Here is a 17,026-nt window from a genome sequence, read left to right on the forward strand (position 1 = left end):
TTCTTTATCTTTTACATCATACCCTAGCGGTAAAGTTCCACCCATCCACAATCCCTGCTCCTTTGATGTTGCTATTTTGTTTTTTACTCTCTCTACGATCATTTCTCTTTCTAGTTGTGCTGCTCCTGACAATACCGTTTGTACAAATTTTCCCATTGGCGTATTATTGTCAAATATCTGTGTTACTGCTACAAAATTTACTCTATGTCTTCTAAAAAATGATGTTACTTCGATGCTGTCTTTTGTTTCTCTTGATAGTCTGTCTAGTGTATACACTACTACACAATCTACTTCTCCTTTTTTTACATCTTCAAACAATTCCTTTATCGCTGGTCTTTCTAAGTTCTTTCCTGAGAAACCTCCATCTTCGTACCTTTTGGCCAATGCTACCCAGCCTTCTCTGCTCTTTATGTACTTTTCACATGCTACTCGCTGCGCATCAAGACTGTTAAACTTTTGTTCTAGCCCATCCTCATTTGATTTTCTTGTATATATCGCACACCTTACTTCTTTTAGCATTTTATTCTCTTCAATTTTCATTTTTATCACGCATACCGAATAATAAAGGTCCGTTGTAGCTCATTCCCATTATTTTTCCGGCTATTGCTGACAATGATGTGAAAAATTCTTCTCTGTAGATTAAACCCTTATCTGTTACCATTACCGCATGCGTTTCTTCACCTCTCTCTAATATTAATTCTGTCCCCTCTACTGGTAATTTATCGCTACTTATTCTTTTTCCCTTCTCTAGTCGATCTGCTAGATACTCTAGTCTTTTTGCTCCTTTTCTTGACATTTTTCCATACGCTTCCTCCTGCATTCTATAAGCTAATCTAGGTATCAGATATTTCTTTGAGTGTTTAGGTGCCTCTTCCCCAAATACCTTCTTCCATATTTTTCTCAGCTCACCCAAAGGTTTTCTCTCTAAATTCATTACTTTCTTTTCTGTTTCTTCCTCCATGTTTTTAGCCTCTCATAGAAGATTTCCCACTTTGCTGTTCAAATAACCTTTCAATTCTGTCTATTTCTTCCTTTAATAACTCAGTTATCTCTTTACTATTTTTTGCATAATCCATTGCTGTCATTCCAAATTTATCCGCTTGCTCTATTTCTCCTCCTGCTTCCACTAACTCCTTTACTATTTCAACTTTCCCCATCATACATGCAAGGTGCAATGGAGTGCATTTACTTCCATATTCTTCCGCATTTACATTCCCTCCTGATTTTATCAATTCTCTCACGTTTTCTAGGCGTTTCTCCGTTACCGCTAGGTGCAATGCTGTGTGTCCTTCTACATCTGCTGCATTCACATTCACTCCTTTTTCAACTAATAATCTCACTGTTTTTGCGTCTACTGCATAATGTAGAACTGTTCTTCCCTTTTTGTCTCTTGCATAAATATTTTTATATGAGTTCTCTAATAGTGACTCCTCTTTTCCTTTTTTATTCATAACCTACTCACCTTTTTTTTGAATTTAAATTCCTAAGCCCTCCTTTTCACCACCTCATCTATCATTTCATTTACTTGGCTCATTATTTTGTTTGCTAAATTTTGACATTCTTTCTTTATTAGCGATTTGTCTCTCTTCCTTATTTCTCCTATCTCTATTATTTTTAGCTCCGGCATGTAGCTTCCATTCAACATGTCTGCTATTTCTCCCACTAGCCCCTCTATTCCATAGCACGTCAGTTCTCTACTTTTTGTTATTCCACCCTTTTCTCTCAGAAATTTACTCGCCTTTTCACTCTCTTTGCTATCACACAGAGAATACTTTTCACTTTCCCAGATGTAATACATTGGTGTTGCACCATATTTATTCAGTTGATTAACTTCAGCTCCTGCTTTTACTAGCTCTTTTATTATTTCAACTCCTGCTCCTCCTATTTTGCATGCAGAGTGCAGTGGCGTACATCCAGTGACATATTGAGTGGCATTTACTTCTGCTCCTTCCCCTAGCAGCACTTTTACATTTTCTAAGCTTTTCGCAAATACTGCACAGTGTAGTGGTGTATAACCATTTTTATCTCTTGCATTTACCTCTGCCCCTTTTTTTATTAATAATCTTACTGTTTTGTAATCAGAGATTTCTACTGCTTGGTGTAATATTGTCTCTTCTTCTTTATTTCTTTTATTAATGTTTTTAAACCCGTTACTTGATACTTCTTTAAAAAACTTACTAAAAGATTCTTTGCTAAACTTCATACTTACCTCACAAAATTAGCTTTTCTAGCGCCAGACAAATTTCTTATATTTACCTGCTGCTATTCAAGTCATGTCCTTTTTAGCATGAGAAAGCAAGTCCTTTTCTTTTTATTTCATACACTTTTACCTATTATTAATATAATATATGAGGATCTAAATATAAGTACTTAACTTACTACAGATATCACTTGACTATTTTTCCAACTTCTGTGCAAATGTCGATGTTCGTGCCACTTCAGTACTCCTGAATAAAATACTAAAACGTGATTTTCTAATTCGTGTATTGAGTCTTTTTGCTCTGAATCATTTTTATAGTAAACATTGTGTTCTGCTATAACGTATCCTACTATTTTCTGGTCAATGAAATTCTTTGTTTGATAAAAATGAGTAACGCTAAACCTTTCTAAAATTGGCTTGTGTTTTAAATTCCAATATTGCCCTGAAAGTTTATCGCTTCCCAATACAAATTTATTTCCTCTTTCTTCTACGCTACTAACTGGAAAGCACGTATTTATGTCTCCTAAATCCCAACTGTCTGATAATACTATCTGCGCTTTTGCAAATTTAATCGATGGTAATAAACTCTGTGGTAATGGATATAGTGCTTTTAAGTTGTACCACAAATGATTTCTTTCATAAATACCGTTATAATTCTTTGTGTGAGGCTCTGTTTCTCCAAGTACTGCTACATCTAATCGATATATGTCATTACTAAATGTTTGTTCATAATGCTCTCTTAAATAGTTGTCTACAATCTCTACTAACGGACCTCTAGAACTGAAAAAATTTATTCTTCCAAACGATAACACTGGTCCATCTTTTTCAACTTTTCTACCTGAATAGTCTGATAATAAGCTGCCGAATATACTTTCATCTAATATAAACCTATCAACGTTATAGTAGTCATTAAAAATCCTCATTAGCCTTGATCTTGCTGGTAATGATAGTTTTGCAAGTTCTACTACTGCATCTACAAAAAAGTCATTTGGAACATCTTTTATTCCTATTTGTAATTCAAAGAAGTGTTTACCAGGTGGTTCTTCGATAATTGTAATATCTTCTATATTTGCCCACTTTAGTGCTATTTTAAGTGATGCAGGTGTTCCTCTCAGTCTTTGAAATTTTACTCCTTCTACTACGGCTTTTCTTTTATCCTTTATCCAACGTAAAATTTCCCCCAATTCATATTCCTCAATCAACCACGGCAATGTTTCTTCTTTAAGACTAAACTTAAATCCTCTGATACAGCCTGGATCTACTTTATAATCTATCGCATCTACTAGCGCTTTTTCCTGTTTTGTTGCGTAATAAACTTTTCATTTGTCTTTTCTTTCAAGTTGCTTTAACTTCCTTTATTTAGGTAGCTTATGAGTAAGCAAGAGATCATTGCAGAAAAATAAAGATGTTCTTAATATCGAAAACACTCTCCATAATATTTGACCATATTATCCATACTTTAAAAAACAAGTTACAACTTCTGGAAGAAAATCAATACTTTCGTCTCCCTAACATTGGATCCAGTAAACCTTTTATTGCACGCAATCCCCTCACTGGCACAAAACAAAAAAAATACGTTTTAAATCCTATCTAACTTGACGTAGCCAAGCACTGCACACTCATTCCCCAGAACCACAACATCCTCTCTTGGCTCGATTAATTCTACGTTTTCTACACCCTCTACAAACAAATTTGCTATTATCCATGATCTTGTTACGTTCCATCCCAACCTTTTGCTTGCTTCAAACTTCTTAATAAATTGCTTCTTGATTTCCTCCTTTGATATTACAGGACTTATGCTCATTCTGCTGTGAATATCTATTTCCATAATATTGCAACCTATCACTTTTACTGTATCGGTTAAAACCCTTATATCATCTCTAGTAACCTGCTTTTTTACAATTTCTAGTAGCTCTTCTGACGCTTTGGATAACTCTGTGGATAAAATTGAGATTTCTACACTTCCTGGCACTTTTGACTCAACCAGCGCATCCTTTACTCTTCTATCTGCTGACAGTGCCTGATAACGATAATACTCTTTACTCCCTCCTGTGCTTGAGCCAACTATTCTTGCCTTGATTCTTTTTCTGAAGCGTTCATCTTCTTCTCCATCTTGCCTCTCTGCTCCATAAAACTCAGCTAAATTATCAAGCTCTTCTCCCCTTGCAAACTTGAGTAAATTGCTTTTTACCGCTTCATTTATTCTTTGTCTCAGCAAAAGTTCTCTCCAGGCTGCTACTTCTAATACCTTCATCGCTGGGTCACTTTCTACTAATGCTGTAAAACTTGTATCACACTTCACCAACTCTTCCCTCATCCGAGACAGAATTTCTTCGAAGTTCAGTGGCTCAATAATGTTAGTCTGCTGCATCTTTATACCACAACCCCATCAAAGCGAATGTTTTTCCCACTTGGCACGTATAATCCTCCCAGGTCAAGCGTTACTTTTCCCTCTTTTACTTCTGTAATTTTTACTTTTTCTAATTTAAACCTTTTTTCCCATTTTTCCAAAGCTTCTCCTGTTGCTGCATATATCTCAAGTGTTAAATCTCTATTTATCGGTTTATCAACTAATTCAAGTAACCTTGAACCATAACTTCTCCTCATTATTCTACTGTTTACTGGAGTGGTTAATATATCAATTATTGATTGTTTAAGATGGTCTAAACCTTCCAATTCCTTTCCACTAGTAGTACTCATACCGCGCATCTTTTTACCCTACAAATACATTTTTACTATACCCATCATATGAAAACCACACGATACTAAATCTCCTGTTCTCGCTACACCAATACCATTCACAAGTACTCTGTTTGAACCTTGTACTATCGTCTCTCCCAGAGTTACAATATCACCTTTTCGACACACAGATCTTCCCTTTTCAAAAACATTGCTGCTTCCACTCATACAAACATGAGCTGGTATCCCACTACAATAATCTCCTATACAAACTACTGCTTTTCCCATGTATTTTTTAATTTAGGTCTATTCTACTTCCTTTCAGTTTTATTCCACTTTTTGTCATTTCTATGCTCGATTCCCCAGCTTTCAGTGTTATTTTGTCTACTACTTCAATCTCTAAATGATGCTTCTCTTTATCATATAACAATCTTGTTCCATCCTGAAACTTCACACTATTTATTTCTTCTTTATTCTCTGGTGCAGAGTATTTTTTCTGATATATTCCTCCTAATACCACTCCTAATGATAGTTCACCAAAAGGAGAAAATATCATAACCTGTTCACCGATATCTGGTGGATACCAATCTCTATCTTTTCCTGCTTTGCTCGTTATCCATGGAAGAAAATCTGTTACAATTTCACCTATTTTGACTTTCGCTTTCGCTTTTTCATAGTCTATTTCTTTCACCAATCCAATACGGATAATATTTGCTAATTTTCTATTCAGCTCTGAAATCGCAAAACTATGATCCAACATGTACGTTACCTATCTCTATAATATGCGGCTTAATTCCAGTTTCTGACCACACTGACTCACCAATATGTATCTCATGAACCCATTCAACTAGCCACACAAGATAAGCATCTAGCTCTGGCCTAAATCCGTCAACTTCCGCAGAGATAAATTCAGCAGGTGAAACATTTTCCACATTCCAAGTATTTTTATTTACTACTCTTGCTACTTCTGCTGCTAATGACCTTACAACTAACGAGGAATACTCGACTGTTCCATCAACCACAATCCTTGCCTCAAATCTTACTTTTAGTGCTAACTCTTCTGTTCCAGGATCATGTCCCTTTTCAAATCCGCTAAGCTCCACAAAAACCGCTGGTGCTACTAATTCTTTTCTTATTGCTGGATATACTTCGCATGTCTGTATCGCTGATATTTCTCTCTTCAACGTAGTACAAATTTTATCATGTAAATCTTTCAAATTCATCCTTTATAGCTCAATTCACGTTCAAAAAACTTTGTAAAGACTTTCTCAACCTCATAATTAACAAGATTTCCTATTATCCTTGAAGCCTCAGGTTCGAGTGGCAATTTAACTTCCTTTATTGGCAATGCTGCTCTTCCTTCACGTTTAAACATACCGCTATTTCCTTTTGGCATAACTGCTGCAAATCCTCCTATAAACTCATGCTTTCCTACTTTCGATCCTCTTCTTGTTTTTTGTATTTTACCAATTGTCGATGCTCTAATGTCATAGAGATTTGCTCTAATTAACACTTCTAATCTGCTAGTTTTCACCTTAAAAATTCTTAATCTCTTTCTTATCAAACTTAATTTTATTCTCTTTTCCTCACTGATTTCCTTAGCTGCTTTTGATTTTAGCCATATTGCTGTTTTGTTCAGCGCTTTTATAGCTGCCAGTCTTATTTTCTGCTCTTTTCTTTCAATATTCGAGATTATTTCATTAATATTGTTATTAGTTTTTATATCAAACACTTTCTATTGCCTCAATTTTCAATATCTTACCCGAAGAATCTTTCAATGGTAGTTCAAAAATCTTGTAGAATCTTTTTTCAATCTTGATATAATTACCTATGCTAAAGGAAGTAACGTCCTCACTGCATATCTCTATTGAGGCAATTTGCTGAGTTAATGCTCCATCTTCACCTAGAGAGTACGTAGTCTCAGGACGTTTAATTAGCACTTTTATTTTTCGAATCGCCTCCTTATTTTTATTACAGTATATGGCTTCCACTCCTAAATGCTCAAAACAATCTTTCAATAGTTTTCCTATATTCATCAGCTAGAACTAATTTTTACTAGCACTCCAGGCCTGTGGCACATTGGCAAAGGATTTGACTGTGTATGTAAATCGGTCCCTCTATCAAACCTCCTTGGCTCTTGTTTTGCATAGAGTGGCTGTCCAAGAGTATTTACTGTCTCATTAAAGTCTGCTGGTGCAAAATGCGTTGTAAATGTGCTTGCTGTTCCTAGTGGAAAACAGTGCCCCGTATCTTTCTCAATAAATCTTCTCACGGTTCCTTCAGGGTCAGTTGCTTGCCCTCTATATTCCTCAAATGTTATTCCACAGAACGTAAATCCTGATCTCATATCATTCCTTAGCGCTGCTCCTTCTTGCCATCTTTCATATGCTTCTTTTACTTTAACGTGAGAAGTTAATGCATCGAAAAACTCAGGGCTTACCAAGGCATGAATTCCGGTCATATATTCACCACTTAGATTATCTTCTATATGCCGGAGTACTTCCAGACACTTACGTTTTACATCAGTTGTCGCTGTTCCCAGTGCAAAATTTACTACTTTTGGTGTGATTTCAAATTCGTTGTACAGATTTAATAATTCTGACCCGTCAGCATCTAAAATTATTCCTTTTAGCGCTCCCATTCGCAAATGCTCTAATGTTATTGCATGTTTGTTTCTCATTAGCTGCAAATGATCAGTTATTACATCTGCCAGCGCTTTAAGTTCACTCTCTGATCCAAATGCCCTTATTCCTTGTACTTCTTCTGGCAGCACTACATCATCATGCGGAATGTGCGGAATCGTAAATGTTCTTATCTTTCTTTTTCCTCTTTTTCCTACTGTTGCTGGTGCTCCTGGAACTTGCGTTGGTAGTAAACTTAATACTCCGTTGTGTTCTTCTATGGTAATATGTCTAAATCTTACTGACCTACTTGGAAATAAATTTAAATTTTCAACACGTCCATAATTTATCGGCAATATATTCATCGCATTTGTTAGTGCCGTCATGCTAAATGCTGTATTTGTAAATGGATTTTGCATTTTTTCTTTTCCCCCTTATATATGTTTTAATAGTTTTTTAAACTCCCTTGCGGATAATGATCCCTTGTGCTTCAAATTGCTTTATTGCTGCAGCTTTCTGCTCTTCAGTGATATTTGCTGGCCATACAACTGCATGATCTGCTAGCATTGCACCGCGAGCAATAATTACTCCTTTACTATTTTCCTTTGCGTTTACATCGCTTGCTATCACTCCTATCGCCGCTTGTGTACCATCTGTGGCAGTTGGATTTATTATCCTAATCATGTTGTCTTTATCACGACTAACAACTGTTCCTAGCTTCAGATTTTGCCCCTTGGCTACTGTTATCTGATCTCTTGAATATAGACTTGATGCCTCATACTTTAATAAGTCACCTAGATTATTTTGTTCGGTTATACATGTCATATTTTCTTTTCTCCTTTTTTTCCTTTAGTTTTACCGCCATGTTTGTAGTTATTGTACGCGGCGGTTATAAAAATACTTTAACTCCTACGACTTCTTGCTACCTGTATCATTAAATCTTCTCCTGAATTCTGTGGTATTGCACTCAGTATTTCTGTCTTCTTCGTTCGCTCTGCTAGCAGTTCCATTAAAACTTCCCTGGCTTGCTCAACACTTACGCCCTGCTCAATAAATTCTCCTATTTTCTCTGGCATTCGTGATAAGTTACATAAACGTATTAATTCAAGAACTTCAGCATGATAACTGTCATTTTTGATTTTATTAGTTAAATTATCAGTTTCTGGGTCAGTTGTAGTTTGTTCATTCATAGTAATACTCCTGTTTTTATTAATAGATGAAAGAATTGTAATTTCGTCTGCAAGACCTATTTCTATTGCTTTCTCGCCAAAATATAGCCCTGCTTCCGTTGATCGAATCTTTTCAATTGAAAGACCTCTGTTCCTTGCTATTAGCTGCAAAAACATTTCATATAGTCGATCTACTTCTTTTTGTAAGCTTTCCAGACTTTCAGACGTCATTGGCTCATGTGGGTTTAAATCATTCTTTCGACTACCAGCAAAGATTGTGGTGTACTTAATACCTTGCTTTTCATCAAACCTACTTTGATCTATATGACTTGCTATTACTCCTATACTCCCAATTCCTGAAGTGCGGGTGAGAAAAATCTTTTCAGCGCTAGAAGCTATAGCATATGCAGCAGAATATGCATCATCATTTGCTATTGCTATTATCCTCTTTTTTCCTCTTGCACTATAGACAAAATCAGCCAGGTCAAACACTCCATTGACCTCTCCTCCTGGACTATCTATATCCAAAAGAATTATTTCCACTTTTTCATCCTCTAAAGCTTCTTCTATTTCCTCTTGTATCTTCTCGTACGATGTCATACCTAGAAAATCATCAAAAGCTTCTGGTTTTTTAGTTAAAATGCCATGTATTGGTATTATTGCTGTCTTTTCTATATTGTTCTTTACATAGTGTTTTACATTTTTAAAGATAGGTTGTTTTTGACTATGAAGCGATAGTAGTTCAAAACTTTTTGCTTCAAGCATTAATGGTCTACTTAGAAACATTGTTTCCCCCAACATCAGAATCAAATATTAAATTGAGACTATTTGCTCGCTTTTGATCTTCTGCTATTTCTTGATCAATTTCTTCTACGTCGTAACCCATTTCTGATACTACTTCTGATCGACTTTTAAAGCCATTTCTTACTGCCATTTGTTGTGCTTGCTGGTCTTTTAAAGGATCAACCCAATCAAATCCCTGTGGTATCCATTTTACTTCTTTCAATGACTCACTTGTTAAATCTTTAGCTATAGAAAGTTTTCCAGATACTAACGCTAATTCTAGCCATCTATTCCATACTGGTCTGCAAAATTGAAATACCATAATGTTGTGTTGCAGCATAGCACATCTACGACGAAACTCTATTAATCCAGCTCTGATTGATGAATAATTAACACCGGTTAAATCTCCTGTTAGCTGCTCATATGTTATTCCTGTACCAATCGCTATTGCCCTCAGTTGCTGTCTCATAAATGCTTCATAACTTCCCCCAACATCAGACGGCTCTGAAAATTTTATGTCTTCTCCTGGGTCTAAAAGCTGCATTGTTCCAGGTTCTAGGCCAGATAGTGCTACTCCTTGCTCATTACTTTCACTTTCTCCCATGATATTTGCTTCTGGATCAAGTCTTGTAATAAACCCTGCAAACATCGCTGCTGTCTTTTTTCTCACTAATTCTGCATCATCGTATTGATCAAGCTCATAAAGTTTCAGCAGTATATTAGAAAGCCAAGGCTCCCCTCTGATTTGCCCAGGTCTTAAAGGTTTATAGATATGTAAAACATCATTTGCCGGTACTCTAACTGATTCTCCAAACGAACCTTCACCTGGGTGCTCTCTAAATAGGTAATAAGCTTCTCTTTGACCAAGTCGGTTAAATTCAATACCACTACGAATAATATTGCCGTTCGCAAGAGTCTGATTGCTTTTGTTATCTAAATGCTCTGATTCCAATACTTGAAGTTGCAATGGTACAGAAAATCCATCTTCGAGTTTACGATTTCGGAGGCGTACAAAACACTCTCCACCTTCTATCATGCTCCTACATACCAGAGCTTGTAATCCATAAAAATCACTTACTCCGCTACTGTCTGCTTCATCTGTCCATTTTAGCCATAATTCTTGTACTTTCTTTCGAAATTCTCCATCTCTTGCTTTTGATTGTGGTTTTATTCCTGTTCCAATAGAGTTACTTACTATCGTATCAATTATATTTGCAGCGTAAGGATTTTTTCTCACCATATCACGTGATCTACTACGTAAAGTTTCAAGGTTTTGAGACAGCAAATTGTTTATACTTCCTAACTCTGGTTGAAAGTGAAAAAATCTTCTTCCTGAGCCTGCAGCGTCCCAGGCTGAACTTTTGATTTTTGGCTTACTAAATAGTTGTTTGAACGATTTTAATAACATTTTGCCTCTTTGATTATGCAGCAGTTTGTTGCGCAATTTGACATTAAAAAATTACAGCTAGCTGCTGGAGAGTCTGGCTGTTAACACTTATGCATGAGGCTCTTGCACAAATACCAACGCTTATTCTGGGCTGCGTTCATAAATGTCCTTCCGATGTCCCATTGCAGTAATAGTTACTGTGTGTTTTGAGTAGTTTATCCTATAAATTACACGATAATCACTTACTCGTATCCTAAAATACCCTTTGAATTCATGCGATAATGCTTTACCTATTGCTTTAGGGTTGGTTGCAAGACGACTATCTACAGCTCTTCTCACTCTAGATCTTATCGTTTGTGGTAATGCAAGAAAGTCCTCCTCAAGAACTCTTTTTGAATAGATAATATCGTATCCCAGCTTGTATCTCCACCTTTAGACTGTTTTTGCAGATAATATTCTATTCCAATCTACATCCTCACTTCTAATTTCTTCATCACCTCTAGCATCACGCTCAAGAGAAAGCTTAGCCAACTTTATATCTACTTCATCTATTTTATCATCTTCTTCAGATAATTTGCTTGCTTCAATTTCTTCTTCCACTAGGTCCTTTACAACTTCTCCTATAGTTCTATTTTGAACTTTTGCCATTTCTATAAGGTAGTGAGCAAATTCCCCCTCAAAATTTACATTAACATTAAGCCTTTCTTGACTTTGATCCATATTTTAACTATAAAATACCAATTTTAAACTATAACATTTTTACACAATTTTGTCAATCCCCTTACTTGTCGCAATCACAATTCTTCTCTTCGGTCTCACACCTGCAACTTTCAGTTCAGCTTTAATACGTTGTCTTAAGTTTAGTAAATCATTTATCTGAACTTCAGCATACCTCACAACATGGTCACCATATGCAATTGATACTACTCTTTCGCCACTCTGAAGCTTTTGAATTGCCTGTTCAACCTGAAACAAATACTCTTCGTTATACATTTTCCAACCACTTACTCTGTCTCACTTTTTTGGGCTTTTTGCTTTCCATTTTTCCACTTAAACTATTCCATTTACTCTCTGGCCATCTGTCTATTCCCAGTGCTATCGATGCAGCTCTTGCATAAATTCGGCAATCTAGCACTTCGTTTCTTTCTCTTACCTTTTGCCACTCCTGTTTGGTGTATCCTTTTACTACCTTGCTGACTAATTGCTCTGCCGTTAGCTGCTTAAAATATTCAGGTGCATATTCGGGAAAATGACAGTATCCTGCCGGAGCTTCTTCACCTTCTTTTAAAACATTAAGTAATTGAAAAAGCTCTGACTTTAATATCGATACTCCGACTGGCCAGAGCTTTATTCCTCTCTTTAGCTTTTGACCACCAACTGTTATATCTACTCTACTTGGGCTACTAAGTGGCACTAGCGCTTTATTTACACCTTTCAATGCCATTACTTTTCCAGAGCCCTGATGACCTCTTACCCAGTTGTATACTTCTTGTGTTGCATACCCTGCATCAACTGCCATCATGCTTATCATGTATTCAAGACCATTTTCACCGATAAAATGATGATTTAAGAGCTCAGAGAGTTTTCCCCATACTTCCCTACCTCCTGTATCTCCTTCAAATACTCGATAATCTATTGACCAATTTTCACGGCTTTTTCCCCAGGCTACAACTTCCACCTCTAGACGATCTTTTTGGACATCTACTCCTGCAGTAAGTACTACTTCTCTCCTTGGTACTGTGCCAATCTGAAAAAATTCTCTCCTGTTAAATAATTGCTTCCAATCAGGTACTTCTCCTTTATCTACCCAAGTTTCTCCAAGCGTAGTATTTATCCAAACTTTCAGTAATTGTTCACTTTCTTTTGCATGGAGAAAATCTTCTACTGCTTGTTGCCAACTATACCAGCCAACTGGACTATAAAGACTTGAAAGATGAAATCCTTTTTTCTCATCTTTTACTCTATTAGTAGGCCTCCATTCTCCACGCTCAAGCATCTCTGTCTTTTGATGATTTTCTATCTTTTCACCACATTCTATACATATATAGTGTGCTGTATTTGGATTTTTATCTTCCCATTTTATTTGTGACCATTTTAATATTTGGTAATAATTACAATGTGGACATGGTACAAAAAAGTATCTCTTATCTGTTGCTTCAAATTCTTTCTCAATTCTGCTTATTCCATGAATCGTTGGCGTTGACACTAAAAAAATCTTTCGCCGTGCAAATGTATTAGTTCGAGCAATACTAAGCAGTACTGGATCTCCTTCTCCTCCTGAATCTCCTGGATACGCATCTATTTCATCAAGAAAGAGATATTTTACTGGCATAGACCTCAGTCCTACACTGCTGTTTGCTCCAGTAATCACAACTATTCCACCTGGAAATTCCTTACTTTGCACAGTATTGCCCGAATCTCTTGACCTTGGGTCTTTTACTTTACTCTTTAAACATGGTGTACTTTCAATCAGTGGTGCAAATCTTCCCTTTGACCAACGCTTTCCCATTTCAACTGTTGGCTGTACTACTAGCATTGGCCCTGGTGTTTGATCGATAATATAGCCTATCCAATTGTTACCAGCTTCTGTTCCCCCAATCTGCGCTCCTTTCATGAATACTACTTTTTCTGCAGGTGAAGATGGTGATAGTGAATCCATTATTTCTTTTAAATAAGGAGTTCTTTCTGTTCTCCATTTTCCTGGCTCTGATGCTGCAGTTGATGCTAGAACTCGATACTCATTCGCCCACTCTGATACTTTAAGCTCTGGATCTGGTTTTAAACCTTCAGAAAAAGATGTAGCATATATCATATCGCTAGCTCTTCACCATCATTAGATGATACCTCAACATCACTTAAAATAGAACTGCACTCACTTGTTTTCTCACTTTCAAGTTCAATAAACATTTTCTTTTCAAGTGCTTCTTCTATGTACTTCTGAGTTAAATTACTCATTGTTATTGCAGCTATGAACGCAACTATTCCCACCATTAACGCAGCTATAATGTTAGGGTAAATTCCCACTATCGCTATTGCACATACTGTTATAGAAACACAGACGATATTGATATATTTCTTTATTTTTTTGTCTGCTATTTTCCTTTCTTCAAAATATTTATTGCTCAATAAATGAAATGTTGGAAAGTTCTTCTGTCTTCCAAATAGCACTATTTCCTTCTCTTTGCTCAGTAATTTTATTAATTTTGCGTTGTTCGTTATTATTGCATACTGAAAAACATCCGTGGCATCTGCTCCTCTCTTTAGCAACAACTTTACTACGTTAAAGTGACCATGCTTTGCAGCAACATAAATTCCCGTTTTTCCACTCTCATCTACAGCATCTATTTCAACTCCTTCACCAAGAATACCGTCTATTAGGTCTTCATATCCTTTTCTGGCAGCTAAATGAAGCAAACTGTTTTTATCAGCTCCGTATCTATTACTTGCTAAAATCTTTACTATATCTAATCTATTTGCTTCTTTTGCATAACAAAATGGTGTCTTGCCATTATCATCCTTAATTAAAGGGTCTATATCTTCTCGCGTTAGTAAAACTTCTATTGTTTTCAGCCTTTCAGCATAATGTAGTGGCGTTTTATTTTCATAATCTTGTAAGTTAACCCCAGCATTAGGAACATTTATTAAGCATCTTACAATATCTAAACATAAGTCCCTTTCGTCGTAATTACTACTACTTATAGCTACGTGCAAAGAAGATAATTTCATTGCATTTCTGCCGCTACCAGCTATATTGACATTCGCACCAAGATTTGAAAGTAATTTTACTACTTCTAGCTTCTTGTTGTTTACTGCATAATGAATTGCTGCATGATTTCTCACGTCAAGAACATCCTTATCCGCGTTTCCTTCTCTAATTAAAATTTCTACTATTTCTTCATGTCCAGCTCCTGCCGCTAAGTGTAATGGTGTATGTAGTAAAGCATTCTGCTCATTAACATTAACTCCTTTGTTAAGTAAAAATCTTACAGCATTTGCTTCATTCAACATCGCAGCTAAGTGAAGCAAGCTATCTCCCTCTGATCCATATTTATGATTGATTAGTGCTTGTAATATTTCTGCTTTTTTCCCTTCTTTGGCGTAATCAAGAGATGTTTTACCTTCATTATCTTCCACAAAAGGATTAATGTTCTTCTTCGTGAGTAACAAATCTACCATGCTTAATTCATCAAACTCTATAGCGCAATGTAGTGGGGTTTTTCCGTTTAACCCTCTGACATTAACATCTAATCCAGGTTGATTAATGAGACACTTTATTAATTCCAAACTTAAGTTAGCAGACATTATTAAAATTTAGCGTTAGATAATTCTTGTAATGAGTTCGTGATCTCTTCAGTTAGCGCCATATGAATCTTTTCAGTGTCACTCAGTGATGCAAGTAGTGCTGAAACTCTATTTGGAATATTAAGTAAATTATTACGGACAACTCTTGCTACATTAAATGCTTCGCGCTTTACTTCCTCTACTGCTACAAGTTCACCAATCTCAGCTTTTGCCTTTGCCTCAAGCAGTTTACCACGTTCCATTTCATTTTTTATTCTAGTTTTTAGCAACATTGTGGAGAGGTTACTTGTACTTTCTGGATTTTTCCTCCTCAATGGCTGACTCGGATCTCTTATTGCTGCCACCGCTTCATTTGCTTGTTCTCGGTCGATCAAACCATCCTCCAACTCAACTATTCCTTTCTTTACTAAATAACAGACGTATTGCTTTGATACTCCTATCTCTCTTGCCCATTCTGTTTGTGTGATTTTCACTTTTTTTCTCCTCTCTCTCTTTATTTACCTTTTTTCTACGAATTTTCTTCTTGAATCTTTGAAAAAGTTTTACCAGTACCAGAAAGAATTGCCTCCCTACCTGTGTACACTTGCCAACGTTTTATCGTTACATCTACAAATTTTGAATCTAGCTCTATTGTCCTACAAATTCTTCCTGTTCTCTCACATGCAATCAGTGTGCTGCCAGAACCGCTAAATGGATCAAGTACTATGTCTCCTGGTCTACTGCTATTAACTATTGCTCTCTCCATTAGCTCTACTGGCTTCATCGTTGGATGTAGTGTATTGTGTGTTGGCTTATCATAAAACCACAGATCACTTTGATTTCTTCCTCCATGCCACTCACGTTTATTGCCGCTTTTCCATCCATAGAGCATTGCTTCGTATTGTCTTTGATAATCAGACCTGCCTAGCGTAAAGTGATTCTTTGCCCAAATGATAAATGTCGACCATTTTCCTCCTGCTTCCTCAAATACTTTTTGTAACGTTGAAAACTCTGATGATGATATGCAGATGTAAATTGCTCCCTTCGTATATGCTAAAATATTGGAACAGATGTCGTAAAGAAAAAGCTCATACTTTTCACCTTGATTATCATTTAATATTTTTTTATCTTCTCTTTCTTGACTGCTACCATAATCAACGTTATATGGAGGATCACAAACAGTAATGTCTGCAATTTTATCATCTAACAGCGCTTTATATGATTCAACTACAGAGCTATCACCACAATAGATTCTATGATCACCTAAAATCCAAAGATCACCTGGTTTTGTTACTTTTTTGTTATCAACAGCTAAATCAGAAAGATCTTCTTTTTCACCATCAAAATCATCGAGAAACCTTTGAACTTTTTCCAATTCAAATCCTGTCATTTTAAGGTCAAATTGCAAATCTTCTAACTCTTGAATTTCCACCTTCAAAAGATCATCATCCCACTTTGCCCAGTTAGCTGATTGATTGGCAAGCAGTCGAAAAGCTTTGGTTTGTGGTCCATTTAAATTATCACTTAAGACTACGGGAATACTTTCCATACCAAGTTTTCTTGCTGCTTTAAGTCTTAAATGACCATCAACCACAGTACCATCACTTTTTGCAACTATTGGAATACGAAAGCCGAATTCTCGAATAGAAGCACACATTCTGTTGACCACATCGTCATTTTTACGTGGGTTACGCTCATATTCAACTAGGTTTCGAGTAGGATAGTAGTGGATTGCTAAATTCATATCTTAATAATTAAAAAGTTAATATTCAAAATATATCTGACGCTAGAGAAGGCCTGGGGTTGAACCCACCAAACCCGCCATTCTGGCTGAAAGGACCCACTTTTTATGGGTTTTTTGTCTTATTAATATCTTTACTAATATAGAACATTAATGCCAAAGCAT

Annotated in this window: 23 protein-coding genes; all 23 read right to left on the reverse strand. The window is 36.2% G+C overall.

Annotated elements, in window-relative coordinates:
* Positions 1-519, reverse strand: a 519-nt coding sequence (locus BBB02_RS00575) for a recombinase family protein (protein WP_164741552.1), incomplete at its 3' end; no start/stop codon positions are given.
* Between the two features lie 10 nt (positions 520-529).
* Entirely contained in the window at positions 530-961 is a 432-nt protein-coding gene (locus BBB02_RS00580) for a DUF2924 domain-containing protein (RefSeq protein WP_127463614.1), read from the reverse strand.
* A gap of 4 nt (positions 962-965) precedes the next feature.
* The gene (locus tag BBB02_RS00585) at positions 966-1,451 is read right to left on the reverse strand and encodes an ankyrin repeat domain-containing protein (RefSeq protein WP_127463615.1); all 486 of its coding nucleotides are present in this window, start codon (positions 1,449-1,451) and stop codon (positions 966-968) included.
* 32 nt (positions 1,452-1,483) lie between these two features.
* Positions 1,484-2,203 (reverse strand): ankyrin repeat domain-containing protein, encoded by a 720-nt coding sequence (locus BBB02_RS00590; RefSeq protein ID WP_127463616.1) that lies wholly within the window; start codon positions 2,201-2,203, stop codon positions 1,484-1,486.
* 167 nt (positions 2,204-2,370) lie between these two features.
* Positions 2,371-3,474 (reverse strand): phage tail protein, encoded by a 1,104-nt coding sequence (locus BBB02_RS00595; protein WP_127463617.1) that lies wholly within the window; start codon positions 3,472-3,474, stop codon positions 2,371-2,373.
* A gap of 305 nt (positions 3,475-3,779) precedes the next feature.
* Positions 3,780-4,571: a baseplate assembly protein gene (locus tag BBB02_RS00600; RefSeq protein ID WP_127463618.1), complete on the reverse strand. Its 792-nt coding sequence runs from the start codon at positions 4,569-4,571 to the stop codon at positions 3,780-3,782.
* 2 nt (positions 4,572-4,573) lie between these two features.
* Positions 4,574-4,909, reverse strand: a complete 336-nt coding sequence (locus tag BBB02_RS00605; RefSeq protein ID WP_127463619.1) for a GPW/gp25 family protein — start codon at positions 4,907-4,909, stop codon at positions 4,574-4,576.
* A gap of 9 nt (positions 4,910-4,918) precedes the next feature.
* On the reverse strand, positions 4,919-5,167 hold the full coding sequence (locus BBB02_RS00610) for a PAAR domain-containing protein (protein WP_127463620.1): 249 nt from the start codon (positions 5,165-5,167) through the stop codon (positions 4,919-4,921).
* 7 nt (positions 5,168-5,174) lie between these two features.
* The gene (locus BBB02_RS00615; RefSeq protein ID WP_127463621.1) at positions 5,175-5,639 is read right to left on the reverse strand and encodes a phage baseplate assembly protein V; all 465 of its coding nucleotides are present in this window, start codon (positions 5,637-5,639) and stop codon (positions 5,175-5,177) included.
* Positions 5,626-6,102, reverse strand: a complete 477-nt coding sequence (locus tag BBB02_RS00620; RefSeq protein WP_127463622.1) for a hypothetical protein — start codon at positions 6,100-6,102, stop codon at positions 5,626-5,628. Before BBB02_RS00620 ends, BBB02_RS00615 begins: the two co-directional genes overlap by 14 nt.
* Entirely contained in the window at positions 6,099-6,611 is a 513-nt protein-coding gene (locus BBB02_RS00625) for a phage tail protein (RefSeq protein WP_127463623.1), read from the reverse strand. The genes BBB02_RS00620 and BBB02_RS00625 overlap by 4 nt, the downstream gene beginning before the upstream one ends.
* Positions 6,604-6,915 carry a head-tail joining protein gene (locus BBB02_RS00630; RefSeq protein ID WP_127463624.1) on the reverse strand — a complete coding sequence of 104 codons (312 nt, stop codon included), beginning with the start codon at positions 6,913-6,915 and terminating at the stop codon, positions 6,604-6,606. The genes BBB02_RS00625 and BBB02_RS00630 overlap by 8 nt, the downstream gene beginning before the upstream one ends.
* The gene (locus tag BBB02_RS00635; RefSeq protein WP_127463625.1) at positions 6,915-7,919 is read right to left on the reverse strand and encodes a major capsid protein; all 1,005 of its coding nucleotides are present in this window, start codon (positions 7,917-7,919) and stop codon (positions 6,915-6,917) included. The genes BBB02_RS00630 and BBB02_RS00635 overlap by 1 nt, the downstream gene beginning before the upstream one ends.
* A gap of 37 nt (positions 7,920-7,956) precedes the next feature.
* Complete coding sequence (locus BBB02_RS00640; RefSeq protein ID WP_127463626.1) at positions 7,957-8,325, reverse strand: head decoration protein; 369 nt, start codon at positions 8,323-8,325, stop codon at positions 7,957-7,959.
* Positions 8,326-8,402: 77 nt separating this feature from the next.
* Positions 8,403-9,455 carry a S49 family peptidase gene (locus BBB02_RS00645; protein ID WP_127463627.1) on the reverse strand — a complete coding sequence of 351 codons (1,053 nt, stop codon included), beginning with the start codon at positions 9,453-9,455 and terminating at the stop codon, positions 8,403-8,405.
* On the reverse strand, positions 9,442-10,860 hold the full coding sequence (locus tag BBB02_RS00650; protein ID WP_127463628.1) for a phage portal protein: 1,419 nt from the start codon (positions 10,858-10,860) through the stop codon (positions 9,442-9,444). The genes BBB02_RS00645 and BBB02_RS00650 overlap by 14 nt, the downstream gene beginning before the upstream one ends.
* Before the next feature lie 120 nt (positions 10,861-10,980).
* Entirely contained in the window at positions 10,981-11,178 is a 198-nt protein-coding gene (locus tag BBB02_RS00655) for a type II toxin-antitoxin system RelE family toxin (RefSeq protein ID WP_237350101.1), read from the reverse strand.
* A 93-nt stretch (positions 11,179-11,271) separates the two neighbouring features.
* The gene (locus BBB02_RS00660) at positions 11,272-11,559 is read right to left on the reverse strand and encodes a hypothetical protein (RefSeq protein WP_127463630.1); all 288 of its coding nucleotides are present in this window, start codon (positions 11,557-11,559) and stop codon (positions 11,272-11,274) included.
* Positions 11,560-11,598: 39 nt separating this feature from the next.
* Positions 11,599-11,832, reverse strand: coding sequence for a gpW family head-tail joining protein (locus tag BBB02_RS00665; RefSeq protein ID WP_127463631.1), 234 nt, complete (start codon positions 11,830-11,832; stop codon positions 11,599-11,601).
* The gene (locus tag BBB02_RS00670) at positions 11,825-13,651 is read right to left on the reverse strand and encodes a phage terminase large subunit family protein (protein WP_127463632.1); all 1,827 of its coding nucleotides are present in this window, start codon (positions 13,649-13,651) and stop codon (positions 11,825-11,827) included. The genes BBB02_RS00665 and BBB02_RS00670 overlap by 8 nt, the downstream gene beginning before the upstream one ends.
* A complete protein-coding gene (locus BBB02_RS00675; protein ID WP_127463633.1) occupies positions 13,648-15,141 on the reverse strand; it encodes an ankyrin repeat domain-containing protein in 1,494 nt (497 codons plus the stop codon). The genes BBB02_RS00670 and BBB02_RS00675 overlap by 4 nt, the downstream gene beginning before the upstream one ends.
* Positions 15,142-15,143: 2 nt before the next feature.
* Positions 15,144-15,614 (reverse strand): hypothetical protein, encoded by a 471-nt coding sequence (locus BBB02_RS00680; RefSeq protein WP_077188538.1) that lies wholly within the window; start codon positions 15,612-15,614, stop codon positions 15,144-15,146.
* A gap of 35 nt (positions 15,615-15,649) precedes the next feature.
* Positions 15,650-16,864: a DNA modification methylase gene (locus tag BBB02_RS00685; protein ID WP_127463634.1), complete on the reverse strand. Its 1,215-nt coding sequence runs from the start codon at positions 16,862-16,864 to the stop codon at positions 15,650-15,652.
* Positions 16,865-17,026 lie beyond the last annotated feature (162 nt).

The sequence above is a fragment of the Wolbachia endosymbiont of Bemisia tabaci genome (assembly GCF_003999585.1).
In the GTDB taxonomy this organism is placed as follows: domain Bacteria; phylum Pseudomonadota; class Alphaproteobacteria; order Rickettsiales; family Anaplasmataceae; genus Wolbachia.